The 2693-nt window shown below is 54.3% G+C and carries 2 protein-coding genes; both read left to right on the forward strand.

The genetic code is table 11. The features are described from left to right. Nucleotides 1-1982 (forward strand): ParB/RepB/Spo0J family partition protein (locus M0814_RS28810; RefSeq protein WP_247868566.1); only part of this gene is annotated, 1982 nt, incomplete at its 5' end. A 232-nt stretch (nt 1983-2214) separates the two neighbouring features. After that, on the forward strand, nt 2215-2682 hold the full coding sequence (locus tag M0814_RS28815; protein WP_103486742.1) for a TrfB-related DNA-binding protein: 468 nt from the start codon (nt 2215-2217) through the stop codon (nt 2680-2682). Nucleotides 2683-2693 lie beyond the last annotated feature (11 nt).

Genomic DNA, 2693 nt, shown 5'->3' on the forward strand with positions numbered 1-2693 from the left:
TCACAATGTCCAATGTGGCCGTTACATCCATGCCTTACAACCGTCTGCGCCGTAGTGAAGCAAACGTACGCCGCGGTCGCGATACTGCCGCTTACAAGGCCGGTATCGAGAAGCTGGCAGCATCGATCCTCGCCGTTCACAAGCTGACCGGTCAAGGCCTCCTTCAAAATCTGGTGGTGAATCTTGTCGGTGACTTCGGTGCAGTCGTCGCCGGTGGTCGTCGCTACGACGCCTTGGGCCTTCTGATTGAGCAAGGTGAGTTTCAGGACGACTATCCTGTTTCGGTACAAGTGGTTGCAGATCACGCAGTCACTGCAGCCAGCTTGACCGAGAACGTTCAGCGGGTGGCGATGCACCCTGCAGACGAGTTCGATGCATTCCTCGCGATGGTTGAGCAGGGCTGGACTATTGATGCCGTTGCTGATGCATTTGGTGTTACCCCTCTGGTAGTGGAGCGCCGCTTGAAACTGCGTGCGGCGGCGCCGTCGCTGATTGAGGACTTCCGTGCGGATCTGCTGACAACTGATCAGCTGATCGCCCTCTGCACCACTGACAGTCACGAACGGCAGGTTGCTGCATGGTCGCGTGTGCGCAATAACCAGCATTGGGGGGCGACTCCAAATGAGTTGCGCCGGGCAGTGATGGAGGCTGAGGTGGAGGCTGCGAAGGATCCACGGGTCGCGTTCATCGGCGGTGTTGAGGCCTACGAAAAGGCCGGTGGTCGGGTGCGTCGAGATCTGTTCGCCGCTGACGGCGAGGGTGTGATTCTGGAGGATGCAGCGCTGCTGGCTACCCTCGTTCAAGATCGTCTTATGCAAGCTCACGACGAATTGGCTACCGAAGGATGGGGCTGGATCGAGGTATGGCCGGGTATGGACTGGACTGCTTTGGAACGCCTCGGACAGGCGCCAACCATCAAGGTCGAGCTGTCAGCAGAGGCTGCACAGCAAGTGGCTGAACTGGAAAGTCAGCTTGAGAAGGTACGCACATCGATAGAAGGCCTGTTGGAGGCCACCCCGGATGCCGATCTGTCGGAAGAAGCACAAGCGCAAATGGATGCGCTTGAGGAAGAGCATCAAAACTTAGAAGATCAAATCGCTGAGATTAACAAGCAGGCGGTGATTTTTGACCCGGCAGTAATGGAGCACTGCGGCGCACTGGTGATGTACTACCACGGTGAGCTGCGCATCGAACGTGGCCGGGTGCGCGCTGCGGATCGCGAGAAAGTCTCGGCACTGCTGGGTGACGAGCAACGCATCGCCGGTGGCCGGACAAGTGAGCCAGCAGGTCGCAAGACTGATGCACTCAGTGATGCGCTGCGCCGTTCGCTGCTGGGATATCGCAATTTGGCCGCTCAGACAGCCACCGCAAAAAATGCGAAGGCTGCAAAGGTTCTTCTCGTCTGCAAATTTATCGCCGATGCCCGTTCGACCTATGGTGTTGTGCCGACCGACCTGTCTGTCACAAATGGCTATGGTGCCCGAACCAACTGCACGATCAGTGACGATGCTGGACAGGCGTTAGAGGCGGAATTCGTGAACCTCGGTAACGCAATGATCGAGAGTCTGCCTAAAGATCCAAGCGCACTGTGGGACGTTCTGGAAGGAATGAAACCCGTTGACCTGGACAACCTGCTGGCCTTTGCCGTGGCGCGTTCCGTGAGCCTATCCGTGGCGGGTGATGGCCTGTCCCCCAAGTTTCTGGAGGCATTGGGCCTGAGCATGGCAGACCACTTCACACCGACTGCCGAAAACTATCTTGGTCGGGTTTCCAAGGATCTGATTCTGGAAGCGCTCACTGAGGCAGGGAAGATCGGGGGAGAGGATGACCGCAGCGCCTTGCTCGCCATGAAAAAGGGCGCCCTTGCAAAAGAAGCTGAAACTCGCCTTCAAGGAACCGGTTGGGTACCGAAAGTGATCCGGACTGAGAAGACCAAACCCGCTGGGGGCAAGGTTTCTGGGAAAAAAAGCGGTAACAAGTAAGGCATAACGCAGAAGGGTAGGGTCAGGGTTTCCCTGACTCTACCCCCAAAGCGAAAGGCAAAAAAAAGGTCGACTGCCCGGCAAGGCATCGACCTGGTGCTTTCCGTCCCTTGCAGGAGATTCGGAGATAGCGTCGCAATCATAAGGTTCTGTCAGCAATTATTGCAATACTTATATTTGACACCCTCTAACCCTTGCCCTTGACCTATCTAGCATTCTGCAGGAACTTAAGATGGATACTACAAACGGAAGCCCGCTAATCGCACTTGCTGAAAAAATCAAAGAGTCATATTCCATTGCTGAAATTGCGCAGTTGATTCGTTTGATCGAGCCTACTCCAAAGACGCGGCTCATGAGCAGCGACGATTTTGAAAATCTCATGGATCTACTCGATGCCACCAGTACACGACGTAGCTACTCACCTAAATCAAGAGATGCTGCACGTCTATTTTTTGTGATGGGGGCTAACGTATCTGAAATTTCAGCAGAGACTGGACTTACAATTCAGGCAGTCAATCAACTAATAATTCGAATTCGCAGGCGTATGGAGGATATGCCTGCCGGATGGGTTTCCGTGTCAGCAGTGTTTCCAAAGGAAGTTGCAAAGCAAGTTAAATTACTTGCAAACGAGTTATGGTCAGCACATAAATCCGGTAAAGCGCTCGATCATAGTTTCAACATCGTTTTGACCAAGGATTAACGATTCAATTC

It is taken from the genome of Pseudomonas sp. MWU12-2020 (assembly GCF_023100605.1).
GTDB lineage: Bacteria > Pseudomonadota > Gammaproteobacteria > Pseudomonadales > Pseudomonadaceae > Aquipseudomonas > Aquipseudomonas fluorescens_H.

Bases quoted from the DNA above. Each gene is read 5' to 3' on its own strand.
- M0814_RS28815 (WP_103486742.1), top strand. From the start codon at position 2,215: ATGGATACTACAAACGGAAGCCCGCTAATCGCACTTGCTGAAAAAATC.